The 26,399-nt window shown below is 63.0% G+C and carries 24 protein-coding genes, 1 tRNA gene and 1 pseudogene; 11 read left to right on the top strand and 15 right to left on the bottom strand.

Features of this window, described 5'->3' with window-relative positions:
- Position 1: 1 nt before the first annotated feature.
- Positions 2-74 (bottom strand) — tRNA-Glu (locus AC07W0_RS24085).
- A gap of 357 nt (positions 75-431) precedes the next feature.
- On the opposite strand from AC07W0_RS24085, the gene AC07W0_RS24090 reads away from it, so the two are divergent.
- Together AC07W0_RS24090 and AC07W0_RS24095 are read left to right on the top strand one after the other, a co-directional pair.
- Positions 432-1,202, top strand: a complete 771-nt coding sequence (locus tag AC07W0_RS24090) for a hypothetical protein (protein WP_026139998.1) — start codon at positions 432-434, stop codon at positions 1,200-1,202.
- Positions 1,203-1,319: 117 nt separating this feature from the next.
- Positions 1,320-2,132, top strand: a complete 813-nt coding sequence (locus tag AC07W0_RS24095) for an alpha/beta fold hydrolase (protein ID WP_102618149.1) — start codon at positions 1,320-1,322, stop codon at positions 2,130-2,132.
- Positions 2,133-2,171: 39 nt separating this feature from the next.
- Here the strand turns inward: AC07W0_RS24095 and AC07W0_RS24100 are convergent, their stop codons facing one another.
- The 4 genes and pseudogenes from AC07W0_RS24100 to AC07W0_RS24115 form a co-directional block, all read right to left on the bottom strand.
- The gene (locus tag AC07W0_RS24100; protein ID WP_370737521.1) at positions 2,172-3,053 is read right to left on the bottom strand and encodes a methyl-accepting chemotaxis protein; all 882 of its coding nucleotides are present in this window, start codon (positions 3,051-3,053) and stop codon (positions 2,172-2,174) included.
- Positions 3,033-4,139, bottom strand: a pseudogene (locus AC07W0_RS24105) (HAMP domain-containing protein); the annotation flags it as partial. The gene AC07W0_RS24100 and the pseudogene AC07W0_RS24105, both read right to left, overlap by 21 nt.
- A gap of 115 nt (positions 4,140-4,254) precedes the next feature.
- A complete protein-coding gene (locus tag AC07W0_RS24110) occupies positions 4,255-5,667 on the bottom strand; it encodes an aminotransferase-like domain-containing protein (RefSeq protein WP_102618150.1) in 1,413 nt (470 codons plus the stop codon).
- Between the two features lie 202 nt (positions 5,668-5,869).
- Positions 5,870-6,631: an SDR family oxidoreductase gene (locus tag AC07W0_RS24115; protein WP_046384180.1), complete on the bottom strand. Its 762-nt coding sequence runs from the start codon at positions 6,629-6,631 to the stop codon at positions 5,870-5,872.
- 228 nt (positions 6,632-6,859) lie between these two features.
- On the opposite strand from AC07W0_RS24115, the gene AC07W0_RS24120 reads away from it, so the two are divergent.
- Entirely contained in the window at positions 6,860-7,867 is a 1,008-nt protein-coding gene (locus AC07W0_RS24120; RefSeq protein ID WP_017846796.1) for an NADP-dependent oxidoreductase, read from the top strand.
- 63 nt (positions 7,868-7,930) lie between these two features.
- On the opposite strand, the gene pyrF is transcribed toward AC07W0_RS24120, so the two are convergent.
- Positions 7,931-8,629: an orotidine-5'-phosphate decarboxylase gene (gene pyrF, locus AC07W0_RS24125; RefSeq protein WP_102618151.1), complete on the bottom strand. Its 699-nt coding sequence runs from the start codon at positions 8,627-8,629 to the stop codon at positions 7,931-7,933.
- Positions 8,630-8,888: 259 nt separating this feature from the next.
- Between pyrF and AC07W0_RS24130 the strand changes: the two genes are divergently transcribed.
- Together AC07W0_RS24130 and AC07W0_RS24135 are read left to right on the top strand one after the other, a co-directional pair.
- A complete protein-coding gene (locus tag AC07W0_RS24130) occupies positions 8,889-9,650 on the top strand; it encodes a response regulator (RefSeq protein WP_032804413.1) in 762 nt (253 codons plus the stop codon).
- Entirely contained in the window at positions 9,650-10,684 is a 1,035-nt protein-coding gene (locus AC07W0_RS24135; RefSeq protein ID WP_046486360.1) for a sensor histidine kinase, read from the top strand. The genes AC07W0_RS24130 and AC07W0_RS24135 overlap by 1 nt, the downstream gene beginning before the upstream one ends.
- Positions 10,685-10,727: 43 nt before the next feature.
- On the opposite strand, the gene AC07W0_RS24140 is transcribed toward AC07W0_RS24135, so the two are convergent.
- From AC07W0_RS24140 to AC07W0_RS24180, 9 genes are all read right to left on the bottom strand, one after another.
- The gene (locus tag AC07W0_RS24140) at positions 10,728-11,789 is read right to left on the bottom strand and encodes an AI-2E family transporter (RefSeq protein WP_046486361.1); all 1,062 of its coding nucleotides are present in this window, start codon (positions 11,787-11,789) and stop codon (positions 10,728-10,730) included.
- 72 nt (positions 11,790-11,861) lie between these two features.
- The gene (locus AC07W0_RS24145; RefSeq protein WP_046486363.1) at positions 11,862-12,680 is read right to left on the bottom strand and encodes a DUF4892 domain-containing protein; all 819 of its coding nucleotides are present in this window, start codon (positions 12,678-12,680) and stop codon (positions 11,862-11,864) included.
- A gap of 114 nt (positions 12,681-12,794) precedes the next feature.
- A complete protein-coding gene (locus AC07W0_RS24150; protein WP_017846790.1) occupies positions 12,795-13,649 on the bottom strand; it encodes an alpha/beta hydrolase in 855 nt (284 codons plus the stop codon).
- Positions 13,646-14,449, bottom strand: coding sequence for an alpha/beta fold hydrolase (locus AC07W0_RS24155; protein ID WP_102618152.1), 804 nt, complete (start codon positions 14,447-14,449; stop codon positions 13,646-13,648). The genes AC07W0_RS24150 and AC07W0_RS24155 overlap by 4 nt, the downstream gene beginning before the upstream one ends.
- A 97-nt stretch (positions 14,450-14,546) precedes the next feature.
- Positions 14,547-14,990, bottom strand: a complete 444-nt coding sequence (locus AC07W0_RS24160) for a hotdog fold thioesterase (RefSeq protein ID WP_017846788.1) — start codon at positions 14,988-14,990, stop codon at positions 14,547-14,549.
- 30 nt (positions 14,991-15,020) lie between these two features.
- On the bottom strand, positions 15,021-16,676 hold the full coding sequence (locus AC07W0_RS24165; protein WP_046384186.1) for an AMP-binding protein: 1,656 nt from the start codon (positions 16,674-16,676) through the stop codon (positions 15,021-15,023).
- Between the two features lie 85 nt (positions 16,677-16,761).
- Complete coding sequence (gene sixA / locus AC07W0_RS24170) at positions 16,762-17,211, bottom strand: phosphohistidine phosphatase SixA (RefSeq protein WP_102618153.1); 450 nt, start codon at positions 17,209-17,211, stop codon at positions 16,762-16,764.
- Positions 17,208-17,555, bottom strand: a complete 348-nt coding sequence (locus AC07W0_RS24175; protein ID WP_017846785.1) for a DUF4389 domain-containing protein — start codon at positions 17,553-17,555, stop codon at positions 17,208-17,210. Before AC07W0_RS24175 ends, sixA begins: the two co-directional genes overlap by 4 nt.
- Before the next feature lie 10 nt (positions 17,556-17,565).
- The gene (locus AC07W0_RS24180) at positions 17,566-18,591 is read right to left on the bottom strand and encodes an NAD(P)H-dependent glycerol-3-phosphate dehydrogenase (RefSeq protein WP_017846784.1); all 1,026 of its coding nucleotides are present in this window, start codon (positions 18,589-18,591) and stop codon (positions 17,566-17,568) included.
- A 195-nt stretch (positions 18,592-18,786) separates the two neighbouring features.
- On the opposite strand from AC07W0_RS24180, the gene AC07W0_RS24185 reads away from it, so the two are divergent.
- From AC07W0_RS24185 to AC07W0_RS24210, 6 genes are all read left to right on the top strand, one after another.
- On the top strand, positions 18,787-20,907 hold the full coding sequence (locus AC07W0_RS24185) for a TonB-dependent receptor plug domain-containing protein (protein WP_319017436.1): 2,121 nt from the start codon (positions 18,787-18,789) through the stop codon (positions 20,905-20,907).
- Between the two features lies 1 nt (position 20,908).
- Positions 20,909-21,838, top strand: coding sequence for an ABC transporter substrate-binding protein (locus tag AC07W0_RS24190; protein ID WP_046486370.1), 930 nt, complete (start codon positions 20,909-20,911; stop codon positions 21,836-21,838).
- On the top strand, positions 21,835-23,736 hold the full coding sequence (locus AC07W0_RS24195) for an ATP-binding protein (protein WP_102618155.1): 1,902 nt from the start codon (positions 21,835-21,837) through the stop codon (positions 23,734-23,736). Before AC07W0_RS24190 ends, AC07W0_RS24195 begins: the two co-directional genes overlap by 4 nt.
- Positions 23,737-23,985: 249 nt before the next feature.
- Positions 23,986-24,501 carry a 3-hydroxyacyl-[acyl-carrier-protein] dehydratase FabA gene (gene fabA, locus AC07W0_RS24200; RefSeq protein WP_003190035.1) on the top strand — a complete coding sequence of 172 codons (516 nt, stop codon included), beginning with the start codon at positions 23,986-23,988 and terminating at the stop codon, positions 24,499-24,501.
- An 11-nt stretch (positions 24,502-24,512) separates the two neighbouring features.
- Positions 24,513-25,733 (top strand): beta-ketoacyl-ACP synthase I, encoded by a 1,221-nt coding sequence (fabB, locus tag AC07W0_RS24205; protein WP_017846780.1) that lies wholly within the window; start codon positions 24,513-24,515, stop codon positions 25,731-25,733.
- Positions 25,734-25,954: 221 nt separating this feature from the next.
- A complete protein-coding gene (locus tag AC07W0_RS24210) occupies positions 25,955-26,371 on the top strand; it encodes an OsmC family protein (protein ID WP_017846779.1) in 417 nt (138 codons plus the stop codon).
- The last annotated feature ends 28 nt before the right edge of the window (positions 26,372-26,399 follow it).

A 26,399-nucleotide genomic window follows, 5' to 3' on the forward strand; every position in this document is an offset into this window, starting at 1 on the left:
GCGTCCCCTAGGGGACTCGAACCCCTGTTACCGCCGTGAAAGGGCGGTGTCCTAGGCCACTAGACGAAGGGGACACACGTACAACATTCACTCCCTGCCGCGTTTCGCTGTGTGCTTTACGCTGCAAGTGGCGCGCATTCTATGGATGGATTGAAAGGTCGTCAACCCCCCAGGATAAATTTATTTAAATCAATGACTTCGCCCCCGTTTCCAGACCCGTGCGGGCATTCTGCGCGTCCGTGCCTTGACGCCTATATTCTGGCGCCCGACAAGACGCTATAGTTCGCTCAGCAACTGATGGCATTGTGCATCTACGCAGGGAATGCTTACGTATATAGAAGAAACTACCTGGGCAACTGGTCGAACAGTCCTATCCGGCAGATGTCTCAGTCACTACACTCCACAGCAAACCCTATAAAGAGGTCGCACCGGTGACACCACTCATGATCACCCTGCTGGTAATAGCCGGGATCGTAATACTGATCGCCATTGGCTATATGAACCATGTGGTGGAAAACAACAAACTGGAAAAGCAACGCACCGTGATCGAGCTTAATGACCGGCTGCGTCGCTGTGGTGAAATCACCGAGACCTTCCCCGGCCAGTTGATGACTCCGGCACTCAAGCTGCTGCTGACCCGTCTGGAACTCAACGTCAACCAGCGCTTGCTGCACCTCAACAAGTCCAGCGCACCGCTCAAGGCGCGGATCGCCGAACTGAATGCGCTGGTGGCCCAGGGCGAATCGATCCCGGTCAACAACCCGCCCGGCCCGATCCAGACCGAAGCCAAGGCCAAGGACGTGCGCTTCCTGCTCGAAGCCCTGCACGGCCAGGTCACCCGCGCGGCCCAGGACGGTTTTCTGCCGGCCAATGAAGCCAAGCACTGGATCAGGGAGATTCGCCACATCCTGGTCCTGCTGCACATCGAGTTCTTCAACAACCTCGGCCAGCATGCCCTGCAACAGGACCAGCCGGGCCAGGCGCGCCTGGCCTTCGAGCGCGGCGTGCAGTACCTGCGCAAACAGCCTGAGCCGGCGATCTACAGAGAGCAACTGCAATTGCTGGAGAGTCAATTGGCGCGCGCCAACTCCACGGTGCTGACCAACAGCAAACCGGCGGAAGATGAAGTCAACGAACTGACCGAAGGCCTGAAAGTCGCCGACACCGACGCCGAGTGGAAGAAAAAAGTCATCTACGACTGACCTCCCCCACCCCATGTGGCGAGCGCTCCTCGCCACATGCCATCATTTAGCATCTATCCCCTCGCCGTCGACTCGCGTACAAAAGTCCCCCTCACTCCGTGAAGTTAGAGGCCCGCTATGCCTGTCGCCGTGATTGATGGACAACCGCTGCACTATGTTGACCAGGGCCGCGGCCCGGTCGTCCTGCTGGGTTCGAGTTACCTGTGGGACCGCGCCATGTGGGCACCGCAGATCGAAGCGCTGTCGCAGCAATACCGCGTGATCGTCCCCGAACTGTGGGGCCACGGCGAGTCCGGGCCGCTGCCGGCGCACACGCGCTCCCTGGACGACCTGGCGCGCCAGGCCCTGGCACTGCTCGACCAGTTGCAGATTGCCCAGGTCAATCTGGTGGGTTTGTCGGTCGGCGGCATGTGGGGCGCACGCCTGGCCCTGCTGGCACCCGAGCGGGTCAACAGCCTGGTGCTGATGGACACCTACCTCGGCGCCGAGCCCGAGGCCACGCGCCAGCACTACTTTTCGCTGTTCAAGATGATCGAAGACGCCGGCGCCATCCCCGAGCCGCTGCTGGATGTGGTCGCGCCGATCTTTTTCCGCCCGGGCATCGACCACGCATCGGCGCTGTACCAGGATTTCCGCAAAGTATTGCAGGGCTACCCCACGGCGCGCCTGCTGGACAGCATCGTGCCCCTGGGTCGGCTGATCTTCAGCCGCGCAGATGTGCTGGAGCAGTTGTCACGCCTGGACGCCGACACCACCCTGGTGCTGTGCGGCGAACAGGACACGCCTCGCCCACCCGCCGAGTCCGAGCAGATGGCCAGCCTGATCGGCTGCGGCCTGAGCCTGATTCCCGACGCCGGGCATATCTCCAGCCGCGAGAACCCGGACTTCGTCAATGAAGCGCTGCTGACCTTCCTCGCCAACCACGCCTGATCGCGCCCCGGCCCTTTGATCGCGGCCCGGCGGCGGCGATCAAAGGCGGAAGTGCCCCACCATGCCCTTGAGTTCCGCGCCCAACCGCGCCAGCGCAATACTCGACGCGGCATTGCCTTGCATGCTCAACGCCGATTGATCGGCACTCGCGCGAATGCTGGTGACGCTGCGGTTGATCTCTTCGGCCACCGAACTCTGTTGCTCGGCCGCTGCGGCAATCTGCTGATTCATTTGTTGGATCAATGACACCGCGACCGCAATGCTGCCCAGCGCGCTTTCGGTTTCCAGCGCATCGCTGACGGCCAGCTTCACCAACTCGCCGCTCTGCTGGATCTGCTGCACCGACGCTTGCGCCGCGCTGCGCAAGGTGCCGACCAGGCGCTCGATCTCCTCGGTCGATTGCTGGGTGCGCTTGGCCAGCGCCCGCACCTCATCGGCCACCACCGCAAAACCACGGCCTTGCTCACCGGCGCGCGCGGCCTCGATGGCTGCGTTGAGCGCCAGCAGGTTGGTCTGTTCGGCCACGCTTTTGATCACGCTCAACACGCTGCCGATGTTCTGGATTTCGCTGCTGAGGCTGTCGATGCTGGCGCTCGCGCTGGTGCTGGACGTGGCCAGCTGTTCGATGCGCTGCAAACTCTGGCGCACCACCTGCTGGCCGCTGTCGACTTTGTCATCGGCGGTCTGCGCAGCCTGTGCGGCCTCTTCGGCGTTGCGCGCCACATCGTGGACCGTGGCGGTCATCTGGTTCATCGCCGTGGCGACCTGCTCGGTTTCTTCCTTCTGGCTGCTGACCTCGATGTTGGTCTGCTCGGTGACGCTGGACAGCGAATGCGCCGAACTGGCCAATTGCTCGATGCCCGCTTGCAGCCTGCTGACCATATCGCTCAAGCCGCTGCCCATCTGTTGCATCGCCTGCATCAGCTGGCCGATTTCATCGCGGCGACTGACGTCCATGCGCCCGCTCAAATCGCCGGCTGCGATCTGCTGGGCCACCGCGATCACCCGGCGCAGCGGCGCGACGATCAACCGGGTAATCACCCAGGCAGCAATCAAGCCCATCAACAGCGCCAGGGCCGAGGAGCCGATGATCAGCAGCGCGCTTTTCTTCAACTGCGCCTGCATCGACTGATCTTCGGCGGCATACGCCTGGTCGACGCGGCTGACCACTTGATCGGCGCGATCATGCAATTGTTTGTAGACCACTTTTTCCTGGGCCAGCAGGCCGGTGTATTCGCCGAGCTTTTCATTGAACGCAGCGATATGCCCGCCGACCTCATTGAGCACCGTCTGGTAACCGGCGTCCTTGACCGAGGTCTTCAGTAACTCGACCTGGGCCAGCGCCTGCTCGGCCTGTTCGATCTTGCCTTGTTCGGCGTTGTCTTCCTGCCCTTTGCGGCTCTGATCGAGGCGCACATGGGCCTCGTTCATGGCTTGCAGCATCAACCGCGAAACCTGGCTGACCTGCCCCGCCTGCTCGATAAACTCGGCGCCCTCCTTGCCCTGGCTTTCCTTGAGGCCATAGGCGCCATCGTCGGCCAGGCCGGCCTGCAACACATCGAGGTTATTGGCCACGCTGGACACCGACCAACTGGCCATTTCCAGTGCCAGGTCCTTGGTCTGGGTCAGTTCGACGAACTCATCGAACGCCTTGCGGTAAGCCGCCAGGGCCTGTTCGACCTCCGTCATCAGCGGCACGTTGGTCGCAGACTCGGCCTTGAGGCTGGCGGCCAGGGCGGCCAAGGCGTCGACTTGCTCATGCAGGGCGTCGACGGACTTGGGGTCGGCGTGCAGCGCGTAGTCCTGCTCGATCAAACGCACCTTGAGCAGCCCGCTGTTGAGCGAAGACATGCTCTTGAGGCCCTCGAAACGCAGGCCAACGGTTTGCAGGGACCACACGCCAATCGCTGCGACCAACGCAGTCAACAGCAGCACCAGGCTGAAGCCCAAACCCAGTTTTTTCGCCATACCGAGGTTGGCGAAACGTCGTTGCACGGCCGAAATCATTGCACTCGAATCCTCTTGCAATGGCGGATGCCATCAAGTCCGGTTTCCCAGTAGCGAGATTCGCAACCCCAAGGCCCTGAACACAAGTCGTTGGCGCCACAATAATGGCAAAAAGCTACACACTCGTCGTTTTCAGAATGGTCGAGGTCGATCTGGCGGGCCCCGCGGCGCGGAACAACGCCAGGGCCCGCTGATCAGCAGCATAGGCCACATTGATGCGCTGCCACTCGCTGTGTTCACCCGTGGGGCTGAACAGCGCCCCCGGCGACATCAACACGCCGAGTTGCCGCGCACATGCCTGCAAGCGTGAACGGTCGGCCATGCGAGGCCGCGCCCAGACAAACATGCCGCCGGCGGGCACGGCGAACACCTGCCACTCCTCATCCTCCAGCACCTGCAAGGTCGCGGCCATTTGCGCGTTCAGGCGTTTGCGCAGGCGCTGCACCCATTTGCGATAGGTGCCGTTGGCCAGCAACGTGGCCATCACCGCTTCGGCAAAACGCGAGGTGCCGATGCCGGTGAGGGTCTTGAGGTGTACCAATTGCGCAATGATCGGCGAACTGGCGCTAAGGTAGCCGACGCGTAGGGCACTGCTGAGGGTCTTGGAAAAACTCGAGACATAGATCACCCGGTCATCATGGGGCAACGCCGAGAGCCGCGTGCAACTGGCGTGTTGCAGGTCGGCGTAGACATCTTCTTCGATGATCAGAAAGTCTTCGCTGTGCGCCAGCGCCAGCAAACGCTCGGCCACCTTGCGGCACAGGCTGGTGCCGGTGGGGTTGTGATACAGGCTGTTGATAAACAGGCACTTGGGACGATGGCCACGCAGCAGGGCTTCCAGCGCCGGGACGTCCGGGCCGCCCTGGGTACGCGGCACTTCCAGCAGCGTGACGCCGTGGAAGGCCAACTGACGAAAGAGGTTGCCATAACCGGGGGTTTCCACGACCACCGTGTCGCCGGCCTTGAGCAAGGTGCGGATCAGCAGGTCTTGAGCATGGCTGGCGCCATGGGTGGTGAGAATGCGGTCGAGGCTGGTGGCCACGTGAATCTGGGTCAGGCGCTTGAGCAGTTGCTCGCGCAGCGCCGGCAGCCCCAGTGGCGTGCTGTAGTTGAACAGGCCGCCGGTATCGATGCGGCTGACTTCGCGGATCGCGTAGCTGATGTCATCGCTTTCGCGCCAGGCGTCCGGCAGCCAACCGCAGCCGAGTTTCAACTCGCCCAACGGGCTGTCGGTGAAAGCGCCCCACTCTCGCTCCGCGCCTTCATACCAGTGGCGTTCCTGAGCCACCGGAGGCTGCGCCACCACAAACCTGGAGCCCTGCTTCGAGGTCAGCAGACCCTGGGCCTCCATGCGCTCGAATGCCTCGATCACGCTGGACTGGCTGAGCAGGTTGTCGAGGGCCAGTTGGCGGATGGACGGCAAGCGTGTACCGGGGCTGACCCCGCTCTTGCGAATCCATTCCGCCACCGCGCTGACGATTTGCTGCACCACCGGTACAAGGGCTTGTCGATCGATCCCTAAATCCATGAGCCACTCACTTAACTATCTGTTATTCAACCCAAAACAGTTAAGCACAGAAGCCCGCTCCAACCGGTCGCCAACAGTAACTAAAGTATTGATTTTATTGACTTATTTACCTCCTGATACACATTGGATCACGGCGTTTTGCCAGCTATGGAAATGCCCCACAGCACCTCAAACTTTTTCGAATGAGGTGCGGCTTGGAGTCCTAGATCGCGGTGGCGCCGCCGTCCACTGCCAGGGCGTGGCCGGTGGTGAACGCCGCACCGTCACTGCACAGGTACAACACCGCACTGGCGATTTCCTCGACCTTGCCGATGCGCCCGACCGGGTGCATGGCCGCGGCGAATTCGGCTTTGCGCGGGTCAGCTTCATAGGCACGGCGGAACATGTCGGTGTCGATCACGGCCGGGCATACCGCGTTGACGCGGATGTTCTTTTTCGCGTACTCGATGGCCGCCGATTTGGTCAGGCCGATCACCGCGTGCTTGGACGCGGCATAGATGCTCATCTTCGGCGCAGCGCCCAGCCCCGCCACCGACGCAGTGTTGACGATCGCACCAGCGCCCTGGGCCAGCAACAACGGCAATTGGTACTTCATGCACAACCACACGCCCTTGACGTTGACGCCCATGATCGCGTCGAACTCATCGAGGGTGCCGTCCGCCAACTTGCCTTTCTCGATCTCGATCCCGGCGTTGTTAAAGGCGTAGTCCAGGCGGCCATACGCGGCAATGGTCTGCGCCATCAATTGCTGCACGTCGGCTTCCAGGGTGACGTTGCAGCGCACGAACTGCGCCTCGCCACCGGCCTCGCGGATCAGCGCGACAGTGCCTTCGCCGCCCGCTACGTCGAGGTCGGCAACCACTACCTTCAAACCTTCGGCGGCAAACGCCAGCGCGGTGGCGCGGCCAATACCGGCAGCGGCGCCGGTTACCAGGGCGACCTGGCCGGAAAACGTCATGCTCATGGGGGATGTCCTATGGGAGAAATAGCCGTGGGCCGAGTCTAGCCAAGCCCGACAGCGGCGCGTCAGCACTATCAGAAGGCCGGTTAGCGCTGCATGAATCACAATGATAAGACCGCCTGGCTGACTATCATCGAAGCCTATCGCCAAGCATTCGCAGCCCTCGGCCGACCTTGCTCGCAGGCCATTATGGGTCTATCAATCAGGCTTCATTTCTCAAGAGTCCTTGCCATGACTGCCCAGACCAACCGCCAGTTCCTGCTCGCCAAACGCCCGGTCGGCGCGGCCACGCGGGAGACCTTCACCTACCAGGAAGTGCCGGTGGGCACGCCACAGGACGGGCAGGTGCTGGTGCGCAACGAATACCTGTCCCTCGACCCGGCCATGCGCGGCTGGATGAATGAGGGCAAATCCTACATTCCGCCCGTCGGCATCGGCGAAGTGATGCGGGCGCTGGGCGTAGGCAAGGTGATCGCCTCGAACACCCCTAAATTCGCCGTCGGGGACTACGTGAACGGCGCCCTGGGGGTGCAGGATTACTTCCTCGGCGAGCCGCGTGGTTTCTACAAGGTCGACCCCACGCTTGCGCCCCTGCCGCGCTACCTGTCGGCGCTGGGCATGACCGGCATGACCGCCTACTTCGCCCTGCTCGAGACCGGCGCACCCAAGGCCGGCGAAACCGTGGTGATCTCCGGCGCGGCCGGGGCGGTGGGCAGCATTGCCGGGCAGATCGCCAAGATCAAAGGCTGCCGTGTGGTGGGCATTGCCGGTGGCGCCGACAAGTGCAAGTTCCTGGTGGATGAACTGGGCTTCGACGCCGCCATCGATTACAAACACGAAGACCTGCCCGCCGCGCTCAAGCGCGAGTGCCCCAAGGGCGTGGATGTGTATTTCGATAACGTCGGCGGCGATATTCTCGACGCCGTGCTCAGCCGCCTGGCATTCAAAGCTCGCGTGGTGATCTGCGGTGCAATCAGCCAGTACAACAACGAGGACGCGGTAAAAGGCCCGGCCAACTACTTGTCATTACTGGTCAATCGCGCACGCATGGAAGGCTTCGTGGTGATGGATCACGCGGCGAACTTTGCCGCCGCCGGGCAGGAAATGGCCGGCTGGATGGCGCAGGGCAAGCTCAAGAGCAAGGAAGACATTGTGGAGGGACTGGAGACGTTCCCGGAGACGCTGATGAAGCTGTTCAACGGGGAGAACTTCGGCAAGCTGGTGCTCAAAGTCAGCTGATACACAGCAGATGTCAATGTGGGAGGGGGCTTGCCCCCTCCCACATGGTTGATCGGTGATCGATCAGGCGATCTCGGCGACCACTGCCGCCAATGCCTTGGCCGGGTCCGCCGCCTGGCTGATCGGGCGGCCGATCACCAGGTAGTCCGAGCCGGCGTCCAGCGCCTGACGCGGCGTGAGGATACGGCGCTGGTCATCCTGGGCGCTGCCCGCCGGGCGAATCCCCGGGGTGACCAATTGCAGCGACGGGTGGGCGGTCTTGAGCGCCCGGGCTTCCAGCGCCGAACAGACCAGGCCATCGAGGCCGGCTTTTTGCGCCAGGGCCGCCAGGCGCAGCACTTGCTCCTGAGGTTCGATATCCAGGCCGATCGCGGCCAGGTCTTCGCGCTCCATGCTGGTCAGCACGGTCACACCGATCAGCAAGGGTTTAGGGCCGCTGCGCTGTTCCAACACTTCACGGCAGGCGGCCATCATGCGCAGGCCGCCGGAGCAGTGTACATTGACCATCCACACGCCCATTTCGGCGGCAGCCTTGACCGCCATCGCGGTGGTGTTGGGGATGTCGTGGAATTTCAGGTCGAGGAACACCTCGAAACCTTTGTCACGCAGGGTGCCGACGATGTCCGCGGCGCAACTGGTGAACAGTTCCTTGCCGACCTTGACCCGACACTGCTTCGGGTCCAACTGGTCAGCCAGCTTCAGTGCGGCGTCACGGGTGGGGTAATCCAGGGCGACGATGATAGGAGTCTGGCAGACGGACATTGGAATGGGCTCTCAGGCAAGTCGAAATCGGCGCGGATTGTAGCGCAAGCGACGCCGTTGCGGGATCCGATGATCGGTAAATACTGACCAAGCGCACTCAGGCGGACCTTTCGGCCATTTGTATCAAATCAGATACATTCACGACATGCCCTCAACACGCCCTACCGCTAGCCTCGCCCGCACGACCCACCGACCAGCACTACCAGCCATGGGGCTGGGCGCCTATGCTGACCGCTACCACCAGGCAGATGATCGCACTATGCATACTTCCGTCCCGCTGAACGACGAGCAAAAAAACGCGGTGAGCGCCGATGAAAAGCGCTGGAACACCCGCGCGCTGATTGTCGACGACGATGTGCCGATCCGCGAACTGCTGATCGACTACCTGGCGCGCTTCAATATTCTCGCCACCGGCGTCACCGACGGCGCCGCGATGCGCGTGGCGATGCAAGCCGAAACCTTTGATGTGGTGGTGCTCGACCTGATGCTGCCGGGCGAAGACGGTCTGTCGCTGTGCCGCTGGCTGCGCGCCGAGTCGGACATTCCGATCCTGATGCTCACCGCCCGCTGTGAACCCACCGACCGTATCATCGGCCTGGAACTGGGCGCCGACGACTACATGTCCAAGCCGTTCGAGCCGCGTGAATTGGTAGCGCGCATCCAGACCATCCTGCGCCGGGTGCGCGACGACCGCACCGAGCAGCGCGCCAATATCCGCTTCGATAACTGGCGTCTCAACAGCGTGTTGCGCCAATTGGTGGCCGACGATGGCCTGGTGGTACCGCTGTCCAACGCCGAGTTCCGCCTGCTGTGGGTGTTTATCGAGCGGCCGCGCCGGGTGTTGAGCCGCGAACAGTTGCTGGATGCGGCCCGCGGTCGTTCCATCGAGGCCTTCGATCGCAGCATTGACCTGCTGGTTTCGCGCCTGCGCCAGAAGCTGGGCGATGACCCCAAAGCACCGCAGTTGATCAAGACCGTGCGCGGTGAAGGCTATCTGTTCGACGCACGGGATATCGGCTGATGCGTAACGCCCTCAACACACTGTTCGGCCGGTTGTTCGGTGTGTTGCTGCTGGCGATTGTACTGGCCCATGCGTTGGCATTTTTCTGGTTCCACCACTATGACCCGCCTCCGCCGCCGCCAAAGGCCACCTTTGTCGAGCAACCGGACGGCACGATGAGGCCCCTGCCTAAACGTCCTCGCCCATGGTTTGGCGGCCCGGTGGTGCCGCTGACGTTTCAGTTTTTCTCGTTGATCATCGCCGCCTGGTATGGCGCCAAATTGTTGAGCCGGCCGATCCAGCGCCTGAGTGAGGCCGCCGAGCGCTTGAGCCTGGACCTCGACAGCCCGCCTCTCGACGAGTCCGGCCCCCGCGAAGCCCAGCAGGCCGCGTCAACCTTCAACCTGATGCAAAAACGTATTCGCGAACAAGTCGGCCAGCGCGCGCGCATGCTCGGCGCGGTCTCCCATGACCTGCGCACTCCGCTGTCGCGCCTCAAGCTGCGCCTGGAGCAGATCGAAGACGCCAAGCTGCAAGGCCAGATGCGCCAGGACCTGAACGACATGATCGGCATGCTCGACGCCACCTTGAGCTACCTGCACGAACAACGCACCAGCGAAAGCCGGCACTGGCTGGATGTGCAGGCGCTGGTGGAGTCGATCAGTGAGAACGCCCAGGACCAAGGTTCCAATGTGCAATGTGCCGGCACCTGTGCGCCTTTGCAGGTGCAGCCGATGGCGTTGCGTTCATGCCTCAACAACCTGATCGACAACGCCTTGCGCTACGCCGGCAGCGCGCGCGTGGAGCTGGAGGACAGCCGCGAGGCCCTGACCATCCGCGTAATCGACCACGGCCCCGGGATTGCCGCCGACAAGCGCGAGGCGGTGTTCGAACCGTTCTATCGGCTCGAAGGCTCGCGTAACCGCAACTCCGGCGGCGTGGGCCTGGGCATGACCATCGCCAAGGACGCGGTGGAACGCCTGGGCGGACGGTTGAGCCTGGAGGAAACCCCGGGCGGCGGGTTGACCGCCGTGATGTGGTTGCCCCGCGCCTGACGGCCAACGCCGGCCAGCTCCCCCATAAATCTTGGTCAATCAGCTACAGCGGTTCGTCTTCGCGGCGGCCCTGGGCCTGGGTCGCGCTCCAATCCATCAGCAGGCTGTACGCCACGGCGAGTAAGGTCGGGCCGATAAACAGGCCGATGAAACCAAACGCGATCAGGCCGCCGAATACCCCGAGCAACACGATCACCAGCGGCAGGTTGCCACCACGGCTGATCAGGTACGGCTTGAGCACGTTGTCCACGCCGCTGATGATGAACGTGCCCCACACGCCGAGGAACACTGCGTAGGTGTAATCGCCCTTCCACGCCAGCCAGGCCGTGGCCGGAATCCACACCAGCGGCGGCCCCATGGGGATCAGGCTGAGCAGGAACGTGACGATACCCAGCACCAGCGCGCCCGGCACCCCGGCGATCAGGAAGCCGATCAGCGCGAGCACCGCCTGGGCGGCCGCCGTACCGATCACGCCATTGACCACGCGTTGCACGGTGCCGGCCACCAGTTCGATGTAGTAACCGGCACGTTCGCCGATCAAGCGCTCCAGCAGGCGGTGGACGAACATCGCCAGGCGCGGCCCGTCACGGTAGAAAAAGAACACGAACACCAGGCTGAGGGTCAGCTCCAGGATGCCGCCGCCGATCTGCGCGCTGCGCGCCAGCAGCCAGTTGCCCACCTGCCCCAGGTACGGCTTGAGGCTGACCATCAGCGCCGCGCCTTGCTGGTCGATGCTGTCCCACATCGCCACCAGCCGTTCTCCGACAAAGGGAATCGACCCCAACCAGGCCGGTGCCGCCGGCAAACCGTCGACCTGAATATCCTTGATCAACGCCACCGCGTCGCGCACATGGTCCGCGAGGTTGAACCCCAGCCATACCAGCGGCACCGCCACCAGCAGCATCCAGCCCAAGGTCAGGATGCCAGCGGCCAGGGATTCGCGGCCGCCCAGCCAGCGGGTCAGCAACACCATCAGCGGCCAACTGGCAAACGCCAGCACCGCCCCCCAGAACAGCGCCGACCAGAACGGCGCCATCACCCAGAAGCTGGCACCGAACAGCACCAGCAGCAGGATTTGCACCAGCAGGCGATCGTTATTGAGCATGGAGTTTCTCTAGGAAAAGGCTGAAGGCAGTCAGTTTAGGCGAACGGCGCGGGTCCGTTCGCCCTGTTTCGGTCAGCGTATCAGATGCAGGTGCAGGCCTTTGGCTGGCTCGGTACCGGTTTCCAGGCGTGCGGCCCGCACGCCCTTGTCAATCAGGGCCTGGCGCCACGCTTCGGCATGGGGGCCGGTCAAACTGACACGCAGGGTGGTGTCGAGGTTCAAACCGCGGGAAATCAGGGTCAACCAGGTGGCATCGGGGTCCGTTCCCAAAGCCGGGAAATCCAGCTCGCCAGTGCTTTTGAGTTCGCGCAACAGCGTGGCGGAGGTCGGCAGCAGCTCCCCAAGCGGGGTGCCGGCATCGATCTGTTCGACATGCAGGTAAGCCCGGCGATTGCCGCGGGTGATGCCGTACAACGCCACCAGGGAATTGTCCTGCGGGGCGGCCAGACGCAACAGCAGGTATTCCTGCTGGCCATCGGCGCCGACCAACTTGGCATTACCGAACACTTCATTGGCCCACAGGCTGCTTTCACCGCAGTCACGGGCCTGGCACCAGAACAACAGCTGCGCGCCCTGCTGCTGCAGCGCTTCGCGCGTGGCGGTGAACGCAGCGCTGGAGGTGTGCTCGGCGGGCAGTTCATAGGTGATGGCGGTGGCCTGGCCGCGCGCGGTGGCCTGGGCTTCGTAACGCAACTGGCCGCTGATCTTGCGGATCGCGCCCATGGGGTAGATGCGCTCTTTTTCTTCGGCGGGACGATAATCGACGATTTGCGCGTCGACCTGACGGGCCACGGCGGGCAAGTCCTGGCTACCCGGCACATCGGCGGCGAACACCAACGGGCTGAACACACACAGCCCGAGGGCACGGATACAGCCTTTACGCACGCTCATCGGATAGTTGAGCCCTGGCCATCGGAGGTCGCAGCAGTTTCAAGATCGGTGTTGAGATCGTTCATGGTTGACTCCCTTTCAATCCGCCCAGCCTCGGCAGTTGACCGCGCCAAGTCAAGGTGCAGAGAAGAACCGATTGAAACAGTCTGCAACAAGGACCGCGCCCGCCTCGTCATTCAAGTGCAAATGATGGCCACCGGGCAGGGTCGTCACGGTAAACGGTAGCTGGGAAAGCAATTCGGGATGTCTCGCCAGCATGCCGTCAGCGGCCACCACCAGTTGAGTAGGGCAACCTACGCGGCGCACGAAAGCCATGGCTTGCTCGTCGGTCAGACGCATCGGCGATGCCAGGGTCAAGCGGCTGTCCGTTCGCCAGGTGTAACCGCCCGGCACCGGCATCAACCCGCGCTGGGCCAGCAGTTCAGCGGCTTCGCGGCTGACGGCCACCAGCCCTTTCATCCGCGCTTCGACGGCGCGATCAAGGTTGCCGTAGACCGGCTTGCGCTTGCCCTGCAGGTTCAATTGCGCCTGCAACGCCATGCCCAGCCGCTCGGCGGCGTTCTCGCCAGTGGCGGTCGGCGGGATCACACCGTCGATCAAACCCAGGTGCGTCACCCGCTCCGGCAAGGCACCGGCCAATACCAGGGAGACGATGGCGCCGAGGGAATGGCCAAGTAATGCAAAACGTTTCCAGCCCAGTTGTTCGGCGACCTGCAGCACATCGTGGACGTAATCCCACAGGGCATAACCGGCCCCCGTCGGACGATGCGCCGAATGCCCGTGGCCGGCCATGTCGAGGGCGACGATACGCATGCCCTGCAGTTTCGGCGCCAACCGCGCGAAGCTGTTGGCGTTGTCCAGCCAGCCATGCAAGGCGATCACCGGCAGACCGTCTTCGGGACCGAACAGATGCGCGGCCAATTCGATATGCGGCAGGCTCAGGCGCACTTCTTCGACCGGCGTACTCATGCGCAACTGCGCTCGCGGGTTTCCCAACGGGCGAACAGCTGCTTGAGCAAGGTCGCGGTGTCCTGGGGGCGTTCGAGGGGGAACATGTGGCCGCCGGGCATGGTGAGCATTTCTCCCATGGGCAGGCGCCCGACGCCGCTGGCGTGGTGGCGCATCACCACCCGGCTCTGGCGCCCGCGCACCACCGCCAGCGGCACTTTCAACTGGCGCACCTGGCCCGGGCTGGTGTGGGGCACGCCCCGGTAGATACTGATTTCAGTGGCCGGATCGAAACGCAGGCGCAGGCGATCGCCGACCTGATACAGGCCATGTTGCAGGTAAGCGTCGAAGCATTCCGGGTCGAAGCCGCGAAACAGGGTCTTGCCGGCGAAGTAACTGCGCGCGGCGTCCAGGTCGGCGAATTCTTCACGGCGGCCCAGGGTGCGCCCGGCCGGGGTGAGGCGGTCGATAAAACCAAAGCGCTTGGCGGCGCGGATCACCCAGCGGTCGGCACGGGTCAGCACCGGCGAGTCGAGCATCACCACGCCGCGATACAACTGCGGGCAGCGCATGGCCGCGTGCAAATGCAACACGCCGCCCAGGGAATGGCCCACGCCCCACACCGGTTCGGGCTGCTGTTGCAGATGGTGGATCAGTTCGTCCACCAGGTTCTGCCAGTTGTCGTCCACCGGAAACCGTGGATCGTGGCCGTGCTGCGGCAGGTGCGCGACGGTATATTCCGGGGCCAGGCCGGCAAACAACTTGCCGTAGGTAGCCGAAGGGAAGCCATTGGCGTGGGCAAAAAACACGTGCTGCGACATACCGGTTCCATCTATAAAAACAGACATTGATTGTCACCACGCCCGACCGTTACGGCAATGACCGTAACCGCCAGGAATGATGACACTCACGCCACGCCTATCGCGCCGGCGGGTTCTCGCCCAGGGGCACTACGGCCATGGTCAGGCGCGAGACGCAGCTGGACTTGCCATCATCGTTGGTCAGGCGGATGTCCCACACCTGGGTGGTGCGGCCGATATGAATCGCCCTCGCCACCGCCGTCACCCGCCCGCTGCGCACCCCGCGCAGGTGGTTGGCATTGACCTCGAGGCCGACGCAATAGAACTTGCTCGCATCGATGCACAGGTAGGCCGCCATGGAGCCGACGCTTTCGGCCAGCACGACCGACGCGCCGCCGTGCAGCAGGCCGTAGGGCTGATGGGTACGCTGATCGACCACCATGCTGGCGGTCAGGGATTCTTCGTCGAAACTTTCGAAGCGAATATCCAGCACTTCACCGATGGTGTTTTTCTGCAGAGCGTTGAGTTGCTCGATATTGGGTTGGGTGCGCCACAGGCTCATACCGTTGTCCCTATTGGTTTTATGATGGCCCTAATCCTGCCACAGAATGACTTCGGTGCGCTCGCTCCACACCTGAAACTGTGGGCCGTAGGTCGATTCGATGACATTGCGCCTGATCTTCAAGGTCGGTGTCAGGAAGCCGTTTTCCACCGCCCAACTGTCTTTCACCACCACCAATTGACGCAGGCGCTCATGCTTGTCCAACGCCGCGTTGACCTGCTCCAGCCAGCGCTCAAGGCTGCCGTGCAAGGCTTGGCGCGCATCCGCCGGGCCCGCCGCCGACAGCACGCACAGGCCCATCGGCGCAGGCAGGCCGTCGCCGACCACACACACCTGTTCGATCCGTGCATGTTCGGCCAGACGGTTTTCGATCGGCGCCGGGGCCACGTACTTGCCCTTGCTGGTCTTGAAGATTTCCTTGAGACGCCCGGTCAGGCGCAGACGGCCCTCGGCGTCCTGCTCGCCCTTGTCGCCGGTGCGCAGGAAGCCGTCCGGGGTGAGGGTTTCGGCGGTTTTTTCCGGGTCCTTGAAGTAACCGAGCATGGTCGCGCCACTGCGCACCTGCACTTCACCGAGCGGGTCGATACGCACTTCAACGCCCGGGCACGGCAGGCCGATCCAGCCGATTGTCTGCTGGCCGGGGCGACACACATGGGAATAGCCGCAACTCTCGGTCATGCCGTACACCTCCAGCACATCCAGGCCCAGGCGTTGATACCAGCGCAACAAGGCTTCGGGCACCGGCGCCGCGCCGGACAGCGCAATGCGTAACGCGTCCAGGCCCAGGCCGGCCAGCACCTTGCGGCCCACGCGTTTGCCGATGAAGGGCAGCCGCAACAGGCGTTCCAGGCGCGTCGCCGGGATCTTGCCGTAGACGCCCATCTGGAATTTGGTCCAGATACGCGGCACCCCGAACAGCGCCGTCGGCCGTGCCCGACGCAGGTCCCTCAGAAAAGTCTCAAGGCTTTCGGCGAAATACACGGTTTGCCCGGTATAGATCGCCGCCAATTCCACAAACATCCGCTCCGCCACATGGCACAAGGGCAGGTACGACAGCAGCCGGTCACCCTCCCCCAGGCCGAACAATTCGGTGCCACCGGTGGCGGCAAAGCCCAGGGCGCCGAAGCTGTGCATCACGCCCTTGGGCAGGCCGGTGGTGCCGGAGGTGTAGATGATGGTGGCCAGATCCGACGCGGCAGGTAGCGGCTGATCCTGGATCGGTGAACAGGCTTGCAGCTCGGTCCAGCTGAAATCCAAGTCACCCGCCGGACACAGCGGCAGGCCGATGGTGGGCACGTCGGCCGGAACCCCGGGCGCCATGGCGGGCCAGTCATCGAGCTTGCCGATGAACACCAGCGCCGCCTCGGAGTGCTTCAGCACATGGGCGACGGAATCGGCGGTGAGGTTGGGATAGAGCGGCACCGAGACATGCCCGGCCATCCAGATGGCCAGGTCGGCGATGATCCAGTGCGCGCAATTTTTCGAGATCAGGGCTACGTGCGAACCCTGGGGCAGTTCCCTCGCACGCAGCCAATGCGCGGCGCAGCGGGCCTGGTGGCCGACCTCGGCCCAAGTGAGGGTCTGTACCTCGTCGCCGCCGACGGGCTGCACCAGGAAGGGTTTGCGCGGATGCCGCGCTTCACGTTCGAAGAAGACCTGCAACGGCAAACGAAAAGCGACGGGCATGGGACGCGCTCCTTTGTGGTCCGATGATAGCCAACCAAGCACTTGCTCGGTTGACTATATAGCACACACAAAGCAGTGAAAGCGCCTACGGATGTTTCACACTGACCAGGCTCATCAGCCCCGCCAGCGGGCATTCCCCCTCCAACTCCGCCAGGCTGGCGGTGTACATCGGCAGCGGTTGACGCTGATGGCCATGCTGCAAAAAGCTGGTCAGGCTGCCGACCAGCGGCTGATGGCTGACCAGCAGCACATTCTCATCCGTGTCGAGCTTTTCCAGCACCTGCTGCGGATTGCCGTCCGGTGTCAGCCAGGGCACGGTGCGGATGTCCGGCACGGAGCCCAGCGCTTCACGCACCAGCTGCGCGGTCTGCTGCGCCCGTACATACGGGCTGGCAATGATCGCGCTGATGGGCTGGCCGATCAGGTGCGCCGCGCTGCGCAAGACTTCGGCGCGGCCATGCTCGGTCAGCTCGCGCTCGGCATCGGTGCGGGCATGCGCTTGGGCCTCACCGTGCCGCAAAATCCACAGTTTCACAGTTTTGGCTCTTCATCGCGCACCGGGTGCGGTGCTGGCGGCACGCTGTGGGCGGCTTCGCCTTCCGGCGCACGCGGCGTCGGCCAGTCGGCGAATGGCCAGGGCTTTTGCTCGGTGTGGAAACTGCCGAAGCGGCCGATCTGCGCGAGGAACTGGCTCAGGCTGTCGCCAAAATTCATCAGGCCCAGGTTCGGCGCGCCGTAGACCAGCCGGTAAATCAGTTGCACCACCACCAACGCACCGAGCAGGAATTGCGCCACTTGCCACACCAGGGCAAACACCAGCATCCACAAGATGCGCAGGGCGATGGACTCGTACTTGGGAGCTGCTTTCGGATCGTTCATGACGCGTTCCTCAGTTGAAACCACTGGTGGAAATAAAGTCGACATCGGTTTTCGGCTCGGCGCGCATCAGCAACTCGATGACCTGATTCAGGGTGCGCCCTTCAAACAGGATCGCGTGCAACCCGGCGACCAGCGGCATGTACACGCCGGCCTCCTGGGCCTTGGCCTTGAGCACTTTGAGGGTATTGACCCCTTCGGCCACTTCGCCCAGGCGCGCCACGGCGTCTTCCAGGCTCAGGCCCTGGCCGAGGGCGAAACCGACCTGATAGTTACGGCTTTTCGGCGACGAGCAGGTGACGATCAGGTCGCCCACGCCCGCCAGGCCCAGGAACGTCATCGGGTTGGCGCCCTGGCTCACCGCGAAGCGGGTCATTTCCGCCAGCGCGCGGGTGATCAGCATGCTCTTGGTGTTCTCGCCCATGCCCAGCGCCACCGCCATCCCGGCAATGATCGCGTAGACGTTTTTCAGCGCACCGCCCAGCTCGACGCCGAAGCGATCGCCACTGGCGTACACGCGGAAGGTGCGCCCATGCAGCACGGCCTGGACCCGCTCACACAGTGCTTCATCTTCACTGGCGATCACGGTGGCGGTCAGCGCATGTTCGGCCACTTCCCGCGCCAGGTTCGGCCCGGACAGCACGCCGATGCGCGCCTGCGGGGCGATCTCTTCGAGGATTTCGCTCATCAGCTTGAAGGTGTGCGCCTCGATGCCCTTGGTCAAGCTGACCAGCAGCTTGCCCGCCAGGCGTTCGGCGTGAGGCGCGAGTACCGAACGCAACGCACTCGAAGGCAGCGCGACGAAACACAGCTCGCAGGCCTCCAGGGTCGCCTGCAAGTCGGTGACCGGCTCGACCGCCGGATGAATCTTGATGCCTTTAAGGTAACGAGGGTTTTCTCGATGGACGCGAATGGCCTCGGCCTGTTCGGGATCGCGCATCCACTGGCGCACCGCATGACCGTTCTCAGCCAGCAGGTTAGCCACGGCGGTACCAAAACTTCCGCCTCCCAGGACCGCAATAGGGCGCTGTTCAGTCATATGCAATCCGTTAATCCATACCAGTGGCGATGGCCGCATTATACGGAGCCCCCCGCTTGCGGCCAGCCCCCGTATCAATTCACACGCCTGTCGGAAAATGCCATAGCGACGCGGGGTAATTGCAAAGGCGACGACTGGCAAATGGCCCGGCCTCGGTTAACATGGTCGGCTATCCGTAATTATCAAGGCCGTGCCGTGTATTTGGGCCCTCCTCCCCGTTCATCGTTGTGGTTGATGCTGTTGTGCAGCGGCGCAGTGTTCGCCGACGACCTGTTCCTCGACAACCAACCGCTGCCGCAGGTGCTGACTGCCACTCGCCTCAAACAATCGGCCGCCGCCGTGCCCGGCAGCATGACCGTGATCGACAGCGAACTGATCAAGGCCAGCGGCGCGCGAGACATCGCTGAGTTGCTGCGGCTGGTGCCGGGCATGATGGTCGGCTACACCAGCGGCAACCAGGCGGCGGTGAACTACCACGGCACCAATGCCAGCGATGCGCGACGCATGCAGGTCTTGATCGACGGCCGCTCGGTGTACCGCGCAGGCCTGGCCACGGTGGACTGGAGCGATATTCCGGTGGCCATGGAAGACATCGAGCGCATCGAAGTGTTCCGCGGGCCCAACACCGTCAGCTACGGCGCCAATGCGTTGATGGCTGTGGTGAATATCCTCACGCGCTCACCGGCCGACAGCCACGGCTCAAGGGTAAAAGTGGTACGCGGCGAACGCGGGATCAACGACTTCTATGCCAGCCAGGGCGTGGGCTGGGAAACCGGCGACCTGCGCCTGTCGATGTCCGGGCAGCAGGACGATGGCTTTGACAGCAACGCGGTGGGCGCCGACCGTCGTGACGGCCGGCGTCTCAACCGCTTCAGCCTGGCGGTGAGCCAGACGCTGAACACGCAACAGAGCATCGACTGGCAACTGAATGCCAAGGAAGGGACCAACCAGCGTCCTTATACCTACACGCCGGTATTCGCCGGGATTACCGAGGGCGGCAACAATTCCGACGTTACCGCCAAGGACTATTCCGGCTCCCTGCGCTGGAATTTCGATTTCAATCCCGAACACAGCCTGTATATCCAGGGCTCGGCCCAACAATGGGACCGCCGGCAGATCTGGAAAGCCTGTGACGCCAAGGTGTCGTTCAGCCCGGAATTGACCCGGCTGTGGCAGCTCAACCCCAATTATGCCGAGCGATTGGCCCGGCACATGGACACCTACAGCCAAAGTGTTGCGCCTCCCGGCAGCGCCGACGAACAAGCACTGGGCAACCAAGTATTGGACCAATGGCGCAACGGCGCCAGCCAGAGCGTATGCGGCGACATCGACCAAAGCACCCGCGAAAGCCGCTACGACCTGGAGATCCAGGACACCCTGAGCCTGTCCGACAGCCTGCGCCTGGTCAGCGGTATGAACTATCGCTATGACCGCGCCGACTCCGACACCTATTTCAACGGCACTCTGGATGACACCACCTGGCGCCTGTTCGGCCAGCTCGAATGGCGCGCCAGCGAGCACTGGTTGCTGCAGGGCGGCGCCATGTACGAAGACACCCACCTGAGCGGCAACTCGCTGACGCCGCGGGTGGCGGTCAACTACCTGATCAACCCGCGCCACGGCCTGCGCGCGGTGTACTCCGAGGCGATCCGTTCGCCGGACATGTTCGAGAACAACGTCAACTGGAGCTATCGCGTCACCAACCTCGACTCGCCGGCCTACGGGCAGAATTCCGGGCAGTACTTCGTGGTCACGCGCGGTCCGGGCAACCTCGACAAAGAACTGATGAAATCCCGCGAATTGGGCTATAACGGCTTTTTTGCCGACATCGGGCTGAACATGGACGTGAAACTGTTCTACGACGAAATCACCGACATGATCAGTTCGCCGCTGCGCAACAATCAGTACATTGCCAGCAACGCCAACAGCTCGCGCTTTACCGGCGCAGAATCCCAATTCGACTGGCGCATGAGCAACGCCGACCGCCTGCGGCTGACCTACGCTTACGTCGACGCCAGCACCAGCAACCCGCTGGACAAGGCGCAAACCGCACGCAACAGCGGTTCGGCCGGCTGGTTGCGCGAATGGGGGCAAGGCTGGTCCAGCGCCCTGTTCTACTATGGCGACGACGCCCTTAACCGCTATCGTTTCGAACGGGTCGACCTGCGGGTCGCCAAGCGCATGGCCCTGGGCAACGCCAACGTGGAACTGGCCGGCATGTTGCAACAACGCCTGGACAACCAGCCCACCACCTGGGCCGACAACAACTACGACCATCGCCAAGTGCTCTACTTCAGCGCGGAGTTAGAGTTCTGACATGGGCGCTCAGTCACGGATGACCCTCCTCTCTCTCCCCAGACGCTGGCAACGCGGCCTGCTGCTGCTGTGCCTGCTGCTCAGCGTACCGGCCTGGAGCGCCAATATCCTGCTGACCGCCGCCGAAGACGGCGCCGGGGTGCAGGCCTTCGTCCAGGCGCTCACCCAGCAGCGCCCCGACGACCGTGTGACCTTCACCCCCCTCGCCAACCTGCCCGTGCCCAGCCGCCTACCGGCCAATACGCGCCTGATCCTGTTGGACCTGCCCAGCCTCGACTGGCGCCTGCAGGATGCCCAGGGGCCGTCGACCCTGGTGTTGCGCATCAGCCGCCTGCAAGCCCACCAGCGCCTGGGCCAGGGCGTGCCGGGCAAAATCAGCCTGCTGTGGAGTGACCCGCCGCTGGAGCGCCAACTGCGGCTGATCGCCACAATCCTGCCCCAGGCCCGCCGCATCGGCGTGCTCTACGGGGCCGACAGTGAATTCCTGCTCCGCGAGTTGCGCCAGTACGCCGCGCCGATGGGCCTGGAGATCGTGCCCCAGCGCTGGGACGACATTAACGACAGTCGCCCGCTGCAGCATTTGTTCAGAAACAGCGATGTGCTGCTCGGCCTTGACGACCCGCAGTTATACAACCCGAAAACCGCGAAAAACCTGCTGCTCAGCAGTTATGCCCGGCAACTGCCGCTGGTGGGGCCCAATGCCGGCTTCGTCAAGGCCGGCAGCCTGGCCAGTACTTACAGCGACCAGACCGACTGGCTGGCCGTACTCGACCGCCTGCTCGATCACCCGCCGGCCGGCTGGCCGCGCGCCATGTACCCGGAGCGCTTCAAAGTCGTGGGCAACCCGCAAGTCGCACGCTCACTGGGCATCGAACAGGTCGACGAAGCCAACGTCGCCGCCCGCCTGGCCGAAGGAGAACAACGCCCATGACCTTACGTCGTCGTTGGGACATCAACACCCGCACCCAGCTCATCACCCTGGGGCCGGCGCTGTTGCTGACGTTGCTGTTGATCAGCTTCTTCACCTTCGTGCGGATCCAGGACCTGCGCCAGGAACTCGACCACACCGGCCAGTTGATCGCCAACCAATTGGCCCCGGCCACCGAATACGGGGTGATCTCCGGCAACAACGACGTGCTCGACAGCCTGCTGCGCGCGACGCTGGCCACGCCCCATGTGCGCTTCCTGGAGATCCAGGACAGCGCCGAGAACATCCTGGTGTACGTCGAGCAACCTTCGGAAAACCACGACCGCTCGCTGTCGGTCAAAGTGTTCCAGGCCCCGATCCGCCTGCAACATATCCAATTGGGCAATGACTTTTTCCAGGACAACCTCAACGAACCCAAGGCGCCGCGTGCCGACTACCTGGGCCGGGTGATCGTCGGCATGTCCAACGATGCCTTCAGCCAGCGCCAACAGGAGATTCTGTTCAAGGCCGGCGTGCTCGCGCTGTTTGCCCTGCTGTTCACCTTCCTGCTCGCGCGGCGCCTGGCCGCCAGCCTGTCGCAGCCGATCAGCGCGATGGGCAATGCAGTCAAGGCGATCCAGCAAGGCGACTACAAGACCCCGCTGCCGATTGTCGATGACTCCGAACTGGGCGACCTCTCGCGGCACATCAACAACCTTGCCGAAGGCCTCAACCAGGCCAGCCGCGAACAGCAGCAGGCCATGGCGCAACTGATCCAGACCCGCGAGGAAGCCGAACGGGCGAACAACGCCAAGTCGGACTTCCTGGCGATGATGAGCCACGAGCTGCGCACGCCGATGAACGGCGTGCTGGGCATGCTGCAGTTGCTGGAAACCACCGAGATGACCGAAGAACAGACCGAATATGCCGCGCTGGCCTCCGAGTCCACGGAACATTTGCTCAAGGTCATCAATGACATCCTCGACTTCTCGCGCATCGAACGCACGGCCCTGGAGCTGGAACACATTCCGTTCAACCTCGCGGACCTGATCAACAGCTGCGCCCAGGCCTTCCAGCACAGCGCCCAGCAGCGCGGGCTGAGCCTCGAACTGCCGATCCCGCCGGGCTTGGACACGTTGCGCGTGCAGGGCGACCCGACGCGTATCCGCCAGATTCTGGTGAACCTGATCGGCAACGCGCTCAAGTTCACCGAGCACGGCAGCGTCAGCGTCGAGCCCCATTGGCAACCCCTCGACCATGAACTGGTGTGGTTCACCTGCACCGTGCGCGACAGCGGCATTGGCATTTCCGCCGAGCGCCTGGAACTGATGTTCGATGCGTTCCAGCAGGCCGACAGTTCCATTTCAAGACGTTACGGCGGCACCGGCCTGGGCCTGCCCATCGCCCGCACCCTGGCCGAACGTATGGGCGGCACCCTGCGCGCGCAGAGCGAAGAAGGTCGCGGTTCGGTGTTCACCCTGGAAATCCCGCTGGCCATCGACCAGCACAGCGTGCCGGCCATCGCCGCCAACGCCGAAGGCAAAGCCAGCGCGGGCGACGGCCGCCATGTGCTGCTGGTGGAAGACAACCCGGTCAACCGCACCGTGGTCGAAGCCATGCTGCGCAGCCTGGGCTTTGAGGTCAGCCTGGCCACCGACGGCGCCGAAGCGATCCGCAGCGCCGAGAGCCTGATTTTCACCGCGATCCTGATGGATTGCCGGCTACCGCTGATCGACGGCTACGAAGCCACCCGCCAGATTCGCCAACTGCCGGGCTGCGCCGAGCTGCCGATCATCGCCCTCACCGCCAACGCCTTGCAGGGCGATCGGGAACTCTGCCTGGCCGCCGGAATGAACGATTACCTGGCCAAGCCGTTCAAACGCACGGATTTGCAGCAAATCCTGCAGCGTTGGGTGCAATAGCGCCGCGCCATCAGCCAACTGCGACTGGCGTGAAAGACGAAAGTGCGGCAGTCTTAGGCACCCGAACGGACCGATAAACAGGCCCGGTTTAAAATTTCAGTGAACAAGTGTACATTCAGTGCCTTGACGCTGTGACTTTCACTACAACGCAATAGTCTATGTGTAGGCTGCCGATGTGAGGCATGAACGCTTCAGTCGGTTCGGGAAGATTTGCCCTACCCTGCCGCATGGGATTATTGAGGAGCTCGCATGACCAAACAAAACGCCTTTACTCGGGAAGACCTGCTGCGCTGCAGTCGCGGTGAGCTGTTCGGCCCAGGTAACGCGCAACTGCCCGCCCCGAACATGCTGATGGTGGATCGCATCACCCATATCAGTGAAGAGGGTGGCAAGTACGGCAAAGGTGAATTGGTCGCCGAGCTGGATATCACCCCGGACCTGTGGTTCTTCGCCTGCCATTTCGAAGGTGACCCTGTCATGCCGGGCTGCCTGGGCCTCGACGCCATGTGGCAACTGGTCGGTTTCTACCTCGGCTGGCAAGGCTTGCCGGGCCGCGGTCGCGCCCTGGGTTCGGGCGAAGTGAAGTTCTTTGGCCAGGTTCTGCCGAGCGCCAAGAAAGTCACCTACAACATTCAAATCAAGCGCGTCCTCAAGGGCAAGCTGAACCTGGCGATCGCCGACGGTTCGGTGACTGTCGACGGTCGCGAGATCTATACTGCCGAAGGCCTTCGGGTCGGCGTATTCACTTCCACTGACAACTTTTAAGGGTTATCCGCATGCGCCGCGTCGTTATCACTGGTCTGGGCATCGTTTCTTGCCTGGGCAATGACAAAGAGACCGTCACCGCTAACCTGCGTGCAAGTCGCCCTGGCATCCGTTTCAACCCGGAATATGCCGAAATGGGTCTGCGTAGCCAGGTTTCCGGCTCCATCGACCTGCCCCTCGAAGAGTTGATCGATCGCAAGATCTATCGCTTCGTCGGCCACGCTGCCGCCTACGCCTACCTGGCCATGAAGGACGCCATCGCCGATTCCGGCCTGAGCCACGATCAGGTCTCGAACGTGCGTACCGGCCTGATCGCCGGTTCCGGCGGCGCGTCCACCCTGAACCAGATGGAAGCGCTGGACATCCTGCGCGAGAAAGGCGTGAAGCGCGTTGGCCCGTACCGTGTCACGCGGACCATGGGCAGCACCGTTTCCGCCTGCCTGGCCACGCCGTTCCAGATCAAGGGCGTGAACTACTCGATCTCCTCCGCTTGCGCCACCAGTGCTCACTGCATCGGTAACGCGGTTGAGCAGATCCAACTGGGCAAGCAGGACATCGTGTTCGCCGGCGGCGGCGAAGAAGAACATTGGAGCCAATCGTTCCTGTTCGACGCCATGGGCGCGCTGTCCACCCAGTACAATGACACCCCGGAAAAGGCCTCCCGCGCCTACGACGCCAAGCGTGACGGTTTCGTCATCGCCGGCGGCGGCGGCATGGTGGTGGTCGAGGAGCTGGAACACGCTCTGGCCCGTGGCGCGAAGATCTACGCGGAAATCGTCGGCTACGGCGCCACTTCCGACGGCTACGACATGGTTGCGCCAAGCGGTGAAGGCGCCATCCGCTGCATGCAGATGGCCATGTCCACCGTGGATACCCCGATCGACTACCTGAACACCCACGGCACCTCGACTCCGGTCGGCGACGCCAAGGAAATGGAAGGCGTGCGCGCGGTATTCGGCGACAAGGCACCGGCCATCAGCTCCACCAAGAGCCTGTCGGGTCACTCCCTGGGCGCCGCCGGCGTTCACGAAACGATCTACTGCCTGCTGATGATGGAAGGCAACTTCATGGCCGGCTCGGCCAACATCGAAGAGATGGACCCGGTCGTGGCCGATATGCCGATCCTGACCAAGACCGTCGAAAACGTAAAAGTCGACACCGTGATGAGCAACAGCTTCGGCTTCGGTGGCACTAACGCCACCCTGGTGCTGAAACGCTGGCAGGGCAAGTAAGCCCCGCAGCTTGATCAGATGAAAACGCCCCGACTGGTTCGGGGCGTTTTTTTTGCGCTTGAATTCGGGGTCGCCTCGCCTGTACGCGGGTGTTGCTCCGCTGCCTCGAACTGATGCGGGGAATCCTGCCCCCCGCCATCTGGAAAAATCCTGGAACACTTGAGTGCCAGCATGTTCTATAACTGCATGACTTTCTTCCTGCCACGCTTGAGAGGTTCGCCATGCCTGTTACCGTCAACACCCTGAATGCCGACAACTTCCGCCACAGCCTCAACATCGATAACCACGAGTTGTTCACCGATCTGCCCAAAAGCCTGGGCGGTGACGACACCGCGCCCTCGCCCCACGACTATTTCGACGCAGCCCTGGCGTCGTGCAAGGCCCTGACCCTGAAGCTGTATGCGCAGAGAAAGGGCATCCCGCTGACCGGCGTAACCGTGGAAGTCACCCGCGACGACAGCGAGGAGCAAAAGGGCAAGTACCACCTCAACGTCAAGCTGACGCTCAAGGGCGTGCTCACCGATCAGCAACGCGACGAACTGCACCGCATCGCCGACCGCTGCCCGATACACAAGCTGATGACCACCGCCGAGGTGAGTATCGAGACGAAATTGTCGGAAGGTGCCTTCAGCCAATAGCGGCAACCTCCGGTCGAGCGGGTTATGC

The sequence above is a fragment of the Pseudomonas sp. GW704-F2 genome, from assembly GCF_059423025.1.

What these genes read in the sequence shown, in the direction of transcription:
- AC07W0_RS24095 (WP_102618149.1), top strand. Translation starts at nt 1,320, where the DNA reads ATGCCTGTCGCCGTGATTGATGGACAACCGCTGCACTATGTTGACCAG.
- AC07W0_RS24150 (WP_017846790.1), bottom strand. Translation starts at nt 13,649, where the DNA reads ATGAGTACGCCGGTCGAAGAAGTGCGCCTGAGCCTGCCGCATATCGAA.
- AC07W0_RS24130 (WP_032804413.1), top strand. Translation starts at nt 8,889, where the DNA reads ATGCATACTTCCGTCCCGCTGAACGACGAGCAAAAAAACGCGGTGAGC.
- fabA (WP_003190035.1), top strand. Translation starts at nt 23,986, where the DNA reads ATGACCAAACAAAACGCCTTTACTCGGGAAGACCTGCTGCGCTGCAGT.
- AC07W0_RS24110 (WP_102618150.1), bottom strand. Translation starts at nt 5,667, where the DNA reads ATGGATTTAGGGATCGATCGACAAGCCCTTGTACCGGTGGTGCAGCAA.
- AC07W0_RS24175 (WP_017846785.1), bottom strand. Translation starts at nt 17,555, where the DNA reads ATGAACGATCCGAAAGCAGCTCCCAAGTACGAGTCCATCGCCCTGCGC.
- AC07W0_RS24195 (WP_102618155.1), top strand. Translation starts at nt 21,835, where the DNA reads ATGACCTTACGTCGTCGTTGGGACATCAACACCCGCACCCAGCTCATC.
- fabB (WP_017846780.1), top strand. Translation starts at nt 24,513, where the DNA reads ATGCGCCGCGTCGTTATCACTGGTCTGGGCATCGTTTCTTGCCTGGGC.
- AC07W0_RS24155 (WP_102618152.1), bottom strand. Translation starts at nt 14,449, where the DNA reads ATGTCGCAGCACGTGTTTTTTGCCCACGCCAATGGCTTCCCTTCGGCT.
- AC07W0_RS24100 (WP_370737521.1), bottom strand. Translation starts at nt 3,053, where the DNA reads ATGCAGGCGATGCAACAGATGGGCAGCGGCTTGAGCGATATGGTCAGC.
- AC07W0_RS24120 (WP_017846796.1), top strand. Translation starts at nt 6,860, where the DNA reads ATGACTGCCCAGACCAACCGCCAGTTCCTGCTCGCCAAACGCCCGGTC.
- AC07W0_RS24135 (WP_046486360.1), top strand. Translation starts at nt 9,650, where the DNA reads ATGCGTAACGCCCTCAACACACTGTTCGGCCGGTTGTTCGGTGTGTTG.
- AC07W0_RS24115 (WP_046384180.1), bottom strand. Translation starts at nt 6,631, where the DNA reads ATGAGCATGACGTTTTCCGGCCAGGTCGCCCTGGTAACCGGCGCCGCT.
- AC07W0_RS24145 (WP_046486363.1), bottom strand. Translation starts at nt 12,680, where the DNA reads ATGAGCGTGCGTAAAGGCTGTATCCGTGCCCTCGGGCTGTGTGTGTTC.
- AC07W0_RS24165 (WP_046384186.1), bottom strand. Translation starts at nt 16,676, where the DNA reads ATGCCCGTCGCTTTTCGTTTGCCGTTGCAGGTCTTCTTCGAACGTGAA.
- AC07W0_RS24210 (WP_017846779.1), top strand. Translation starts at nt 25,955, where the DNA reads ATGCCTGTTACCGTCAACACCCTGAATGCCGACAACTTCCGCCACAGC.
- pyrF (WP_102618151.1), bottom strand. Translation starts at nt 8,629, where the DNA reads ATGTCCGTCTGCCAGACTCCTATCATCGTCGCCCTGGATTACCCCACC.
- AC07W0_RS24190 (WP_046486370.1), top strand. Translation starts at nt 20,909, where the DNA reads ATGGGCGCTCAGTCACGGATGACCCTCCTCTCTCTCCCCAGACGCTGG.
- AC07W0_RS24140 (WP_046486361.1), bottom strand. Translation starts at nt 11,789, where the DNA reads ATGCTCAATAACGATCGCCTGCTGGTGCAAATCCTGCTGCTGGTGCTG.
- AC07W0_RS24180 (WP_017846784.1), bottom strand. Translation starts at nt 18,591, where the DNA reads ATGACTGAACAGCGCCCTATTGCGGTCCTGGGAGGCGGAAGTTTTGGT.
- AC07W0_RS24160 (WP_017846788.1), bottom strand. Translation starts at nt 14,990, where the DNA reads ATGAGCCTGTGGCGCACCCAACCCAATATCGAGCAACTCAACGCTCTG.